The following is a 5647-nucleotide window of genomic DNA, read 5'->3' on the forward strand; positions in this document are numbered from 1 at the left end:
AGTTGTTTGTAGGGTGAGAGCCAGGGGTGGAGGAGCATTCCAGCAAAAATTGCAAAGACAGGTGCACCCACGACGGGGAAAAATCCTCCCAGAAACCAAGATACGATAGAAATGAGAAGGCAGGCCAAGATGCCTGCTCCATTTTTTGATAAAAATGACATATAAACCTCCGAAAATAAGCACTTATTATTATAGTCCTGTTGAGAAGAAAAGTAAAACAGAAAGTGAAAAATGCGGGGTTCAGATGGATTTTGCGGTCAGGGAGCTTTTGTAGTATAATAGTACTATGTTCTGTAAGCAAGGGGGATATCTATGGACTTAACCAAGCGCTTTAATAAACAGTTAGACAAGATTCAAGTTTCCTTGATTCGCCAGTTTGACCAGGCTATTTCGGAGATTCCTGGGGTCTTGCGTTTGACCTTGGGGGAACCTGATTTTACAACGCCAGATCATATCAAGGAGGTAGCCAAGCGAGCCATTGACCAGAACCAATCCTACTATACAGGGATGAGCGGTTTGCTGACTCTACGTCAGGCAGCCAGTGACTTTGTTAAGGAAAAGTACCAACTGGACTATGCTCCTGAAAATGAAATCTTGGTTACAATTGGGGCGACAGAGGCTTTATCTGCTACTTTGACAGCTATTTTGGAAGAGGGAGACAAGGTGCTCTTGCCAGCTCCTGCCTATCCAGGTTATGAACCGATTGTCAATCTGGTTGGGGCAGAGATTGTCGAGATTGATACAACTGAAAATGGTTTTGTTTTGACCCCTGAGATGTTGGAAAAGGCCATTTTGGAGCAGGGTGACAAGCTCAAAGCAGTTATTCTCAACTATCCAGCCAATCCAACTGGAATTACCTATAGTCGAGAGCAGTTGGAAGCCTTGGCAGACGTTTTAGGCAAGTATGAAATTTTCGTTGTTTGTGATGAGGTCTATTCAGAATTGACCTATACAGGGGAAAATCATGTATCATTGGGAACTATGCTGAGAGATCAAGCTATTATTATCAATGGCTTATCTAAGTCCCATGCCATGACTGGTTGGCGTTTAGGCTTTATCTTTGCTCCTGCAGCTTTCACAGCTCAGTTAATCAAGAGTCACCAATATTTGGTTACTGCGGCAAACACCATGGCCCAACATGCTGCAGTAGAAGCCTTGACCGCTGGTAAAAACGACGCAGAGCCTATGAAGAAGGAATACATCCAGCGTCGAGATTATATCATCGAAAAGATGACTGCTCTTGGTTTTGAGATTATCAAACCAGATGGGGCCTTCTATATCTTTGCTAAGATTCCAGCAGGTTACAATCAAGACTCCTTTGCTTTTCTCAAGGATTTTGCCCAGAAGAAGGCTGTTGCCTTTATCCCTGGTGCTGCCTTTGGGCGTTACGGAGAAGGCTATGTTCGCATTTCTTATGCAGCCAGCATGGAAACAATCAGGGAGGCCATGAAACGACTTGAGGAGTACATGAGAGAAGCATGATCCAGTCTATAACGAGTCAAGGTCTCGTACTCTACAATCGTAACTTTCGGGAGGATGATAAGCTCGTCAAAATCTTCACCGAGCAGGCTGGGAAGCGCATGTTTTTCGTCAAACACGCTGGTCAATCCAAACTAGCTCCTGTTATTCAGCCCTTGGTGTTGGCACGATTTCTCTTGCGAATCAATGATGACGGCCTTAGCTACATCGAGGACTACCATGAGGTGATGACCTTTCCCAAAATCAATAGCGACCTCTTTGTCATGGCTTATGCGACTTATGTGGCGGCTCTTGCAGATGCTAGTTTGCAGGATAATCAGCAGGATGCTCCCTTGTTTGCCTTCTTGAGAAAGACTCTAGAGTTGATGGAAGAGGGTTTAGATTATCAGGTTTTGACCAATATTTTTGAAATTCAAATCTTGAACCGATTTGGGATTAGCCTTAATTTTAATGAGTGTGTCTTTTGCCATCGGGTTGGTCAGGCCTTTGACTTTTCTTTCAAATATGGAGCTTGCCTCTGTCCAGATCATTATCATGAGGACGAGAAACGTTGCCATTTAAATCCCAACATCCCTTATTTGCTCAATCAATTTCAAGCCATTGATTTTGAGACCTTGGAGACCATTTCGCTCAAGTCTGAAATCAAGCAAGAGCTACGCCAATTTATGGATCAACTCTACGAAGAGTACGTTGGGATTCACCTTAAATCAAAGAAATTTATTGATTCCCTAGCAGACTGGGGACAATTACTAAAAGAGGAAAACAAATGAAAAAAATTGCAGTAGATGCTATGGGGGGCGATTACGCACCTCAAGCCATCGTTGAGGGTGTCAATCAAGCCCTTGCTGATTTTTCAGATATTGAGATTCAACTCTACGGAGATGAAAGTAAGATCAAGCAATATCTAACGGCGACAGAGCGCGTCAGCATTATCCATACGGATGAGAAAATCAACTCAGACGATGAGCCGACAAAAGCTATCCGTAAGAAGAAAAATGCCAGCATGGTATTAGCGGCCAAGGCAGTCAAAGAGGGAGAAGCAGATGCCGTCCTCTCAGCTGGGAACACAGGTGCCTTGTTGGCTGCAGGATTCTTTATCGTGGGTCGTATCAAAAATATCGATCGTCCAGGACTCATGTCGACCTTGCCGACCATCGATGGAAAAGGGTTTGACATGCTAGACCTTGGGGCCAATGCAGAAAATACAGCCCATCATCTGCACCAATACGCTGTCCTAGGTTCCTTCTATGCGAAAAATGTTCGTGGGATTTCGAAACCACGTGTTGGTTTGCTCAACAATGGAACAGAAAGCAGCAAGGGAGATCCGCTTCGTAAGGAAACATACGACTTGTTAGTAGCTGATGAAAGTTTGAACTTTGTCGGAAACGTGGAAGCGCGTGATCTGATGAATGGCGTTGCGGATGTTGTCGTAACAGATGGTTTCACGGGAAACGCTGTTCTCAAATCTATCGAAGGTACAGCTTTGGGAATCATGGGCTTACTTAAAAATGCTATTACGGGTGGTGGCCTTCGAGCGAAGCTAGGTGCTCTACTTCTCAAGGATAGTCTTAAGGGGTTGAAGACACAGCTCAACTATTCAGATGTTGGAGGAGCAGTCTTGTTTGGCGTCAAGGCGCCAGTTGTAAAAACTCATGGCTCAAGTGATGCCAATGCTGTGTACAGTACGATTCGTCAGATTCGTACCATGCTAGAAACAGACGTAGTTGCTCAGACTGCGCGTGAATTTTCAGGAGAATAAAAAAGATGACAGAAAAAGAAATTTTTGACCGTATTGTAACCATTATCCAAGAGAGACAGGGAGAAGACTTTGCCGTAACAGAGGCTTTGAGTTTGAAAGACGATCTAGATGCGGACTCAGTGGATTTGATGGAGTTTGTTTTGACACTAGAAGATGAATTTGGTATCGAAATCACTGATGAGGAAATCGACCAACTTCAAAGTGTAGCGGATGTAGTAGCGATTATTAAAGATAAAAAATAGCCAAAAGCAACATGCAAGTCATGTTGTTTTTTATTTGCAGAAAAAAGAGAAACTTTTAGTAGAAATTGCGAATAAAGAGATGAGAAAGAAAAAGGAGGAACATTTATGTATGTGACTGGTTTTTATCCGTGGTTCATTAAGTGGTTTTTAAAATAAAAATGAATGAATTGTTCATTTTCGAATTGTTTTTCGAATAGATAGGTAAGGAAAAGGGAAGGAGACTATGTGATGTATTTACCAATCTTATTGCCATGGTTGATCAAATGGTATTTAAAATAAATGAAATTTACCTGTTCATTTTAAATTACTTCTCGAAAATAGATAGGTAAGGAAAAAAGAAAGGAGAGAAGAAAATGATTTCAGTAATTTACCCAATCTGGCTATTTAAGTGGCTTAGAGGTTAAAGATTAAATATATAGAAAAAATAAGGAGAAAACAAATGACAAACTTTGACAACATGGAACAGAACTTTGTAGCTCTTACAGAAGAAGAGTTGACGGATGTGAATGGGGGAGCATGGCCGATTGTAGCTTGGGTGATTGCTAATCCTGTGACAGCAGCTAAAATTGCTGGTGGAATTACTGCAGCAGGAATTGCAGGTTATAATTATGTGACGAGTAGATGGTAATAGAAGGAGGAGATGATATGGAAAAATCTATTTTAAAATTTGAAACAATGACTGATACGGACTTGCAGGAAATTCAAGGGGGAGCCTTTCCCCTTCTTATCCCTGTGGCAGTTGGTTTTGTAAAAGGTTTTGTATATACAGGTGGAGCTATTTTAACAACTCGAGCACTCTTTTCAGGTAAATAGGAGTCTGCTATGAAAAAAATCTTATTAGGATTTGCTGAGGGGTATTTTGTCGTATCGATTATTCTTTATATCGCAACGTATTTGATTATGAAAAATCCGATCAATACTCTGTTTTATCCAGAAACCTATCCAATTCTGCTTGGTCTGTTTTATGTAGGATACAAGTACAAAACAAAAGAAAGTACGATTGGAAATTGATGAACCATCAGATCGGAGTTTGAGATGAAAGTTGTTCAATTACTAGGAAAAGCTTGGCCAGAGTTTATTGTATTGTCTAGCTCGATGGCTTATCTAATGATTAGAATTGTGGCTGATGTAAACAAAATAAATCTACCTACGTGGTTTGAATGTTTTGATATACCTACGATTTCATTATTTTTGATGACATTTATCTCACTTTATAGAAGTAAAGAGAATATCATTTCAGAATAGTTTATTTCTAGGCATTCATTTTTTAACGGTTACTTTAAGCAGGCAGAACTTTTGTTCTGCTTTTTACATTTAAATGATAGTTTATGCTTTTTGAAGTGCGTTTTAGGCGTAAAAATGGTTTATTTAGGAATATTTTCCTGTTTTCATCCTTATTTGGTTAAAATAATCTTACAAATTTTTAAAGAGATTATTAGAAAAAGGAGAAGGATATGAAATTTAGGAAAAGGCACTATCGTCCCCAGGTGGATCAGATGGATTGTGGCGTGGCTTCTTTGGCTATGGTCTTTGGTTACTACGGTAGTTATTACTCCTTGGCTCATCTACGAGAGTTAGCCAAGACGACCATGGATGGGACGACCGCTTTGGGACTTGTAAAGGTGGCAGAGGAGATTGGGTTTGAGACGCGGGCTATCAAGGCGGATATGACGCTCTTTGATTTGCCAGATTTGACCTTTCCTTTTGTGGCTCATGTGCTCAAGGAAGGGAAGTTGCTCCACTACTATGTGGTGATAGGTCAGGATAAAAAGCACATTCATATCGCTGATCCAGATCCTAGTATCAAGCTGACCAAGATTTCCCGTGAGCGATTTGCGCAAGAGTGGACAGGGGTTAGTATTTTTATGGCACCATCACCGGACTATAAACCTCATAAGGAGAAAAAACAGGGACTCCTATCCTTCTTGCCGATCTTACTCAAACAGCATGGCTTAATTACCAATATCGTCCTAGCGACACTCTTGGTGACCTTGATCAATATCGTGGGTTCCTACTATCTTCAGTCCATCATTGATAGTTACGTACCAGACCAGATGCGCTCGACACTGGGTATTATCTCTATTGGGCTGGTCATCGTCTATATTCTCCAGCAGATTTTGTCTTATGCGCAGGAATACCTCTTACTTGTTCTGGGTCAACGGTTGTC

General features: G+C 41.2%; 9 protein-coding genes and 1 pseudogene. 9 read left to right on the plus strand and 1 reads right to left on the minus strand.

Annotated elements, in window-relative coordinates; translation table 11 throughout:
* On the minus strand, positions 1–161 hold a 161-nt coding region (locus GMD6S_RS12590), incomplete at its 3' end, for a putative sulfate exporter family transporter (protein WP_008293763.1).
* Between the two features lie 151 nt (positions 162–312).
* On the opposite strand from GMD6S_RS12590, the gene GMD6S_RS07950 reads away from it, so the two are divergent.
* The 9 genes and pseudogenes from GMD6S_RS07950 to comA all read left to right on the plus strand — a co-directional run.
* Positions 313–1482 carry a pyridoxal phosphate-dependent aminotransferase gene (locus tag GMD6S_RS07950; RefSeq protein ID WP_000366332.1) on the plus strand — a complete coding sequence of 390 codons (1170 nt, stop codon included), beginning with the start codon at positions 313–315 and terminating at the stop codon, positions 1480–1482.
* Positions 1479–2249 carry a DNA repair protein RecO gene (gene recO / locus GMD6S_RS07955; RefSeq protein ID WP_000616149.1) on the plus strand — a complete coding sequence of 257 codons (771 nt, stop codon included), beginning with the start codon at positions 1479–1481 and terminating at the stop codon, positions 2247–2249. Before GMD6S_RS07950 ends, recO begins: the two co-directional genes overlap by 4 nt.
* Positions 2246–3238, plus strand: coding sequence for a phosphate acyltransferase PlsX (plsX, locus tag GMD6S_RS07960; RefSeq protein ID WP_000717429.1), 993 nt, complete (start codon positions 2246–2248; stop codon positions 3236–3238). Before recO ends, plsX begins: the two co-directional genes overlap by 4 nt.
* A 5-nt stretch (positions 3239–3243) precedes the next feature.
* Positions 3244–3480, plus strand: coding sequence for an acyl carrier protein (locus GMD6S_RS07965; RefSeq protein WP_000136435.1), 237 nt, complete (start codon positions 3244–3246; stop codon positions 3478–3480).
* Positions 3481–3919: 439 nt separating this feature from the next.
* Complete coding sequence (locus tag GMD6S_RS07970; protein ID WP_000180835.1) at positions 3920–4108, plus strand: class IIb bacteriocin, lactobin A/cerein 7B family; 189 nt, start codon at positions 3920–3922, stop codon at positions 4106–4108.
* A gap of 17 nt (positions 4109–4125) precedes the next feature.
* Positions 4126–4293, plus strand: a complete 168-nt coding sequence (locus GMD6S_RS07975) for a bacteriocin (protein WP_000415691.1) — start codon at positions 4126–4128, stop codon at positions 4291–4293.
* 9 nt (positions 4294–4302) lie between these two features.
* Positions 4303–4491 carry a hypothetical protein gene (locus GMD6S_RS07980; RefSeq protein WP_000722238.1) on the plus strand — a complete coding sequence of 63 codons (189 nt, stop codon included), beginning with the start codon at positions 4303–4305 and terminating at the stop codon, positions 4489–4491.
* 24 nt (positions 4492–4515) lie between these two features.
* Entirely contained in the window at positions 4516–4725 is a 210-nt protein-coding gene (locus GMD6S_RS07985; protein ID WP_000869797.1) for a hypothetical protein, read from the plus strand.
* A gap of 209 nt (positions 4726–4934) precedes the next feature.
* Positions 4935–5647, plus strand: a pseudogene (comA, locus tag GMD6S_RS07990) (peptide cleavage/export ABC transporter ComA); the annotation flags it as partial.

Source organism: Streptococcus sp. GMD6S (assembly GCF_000297015.1).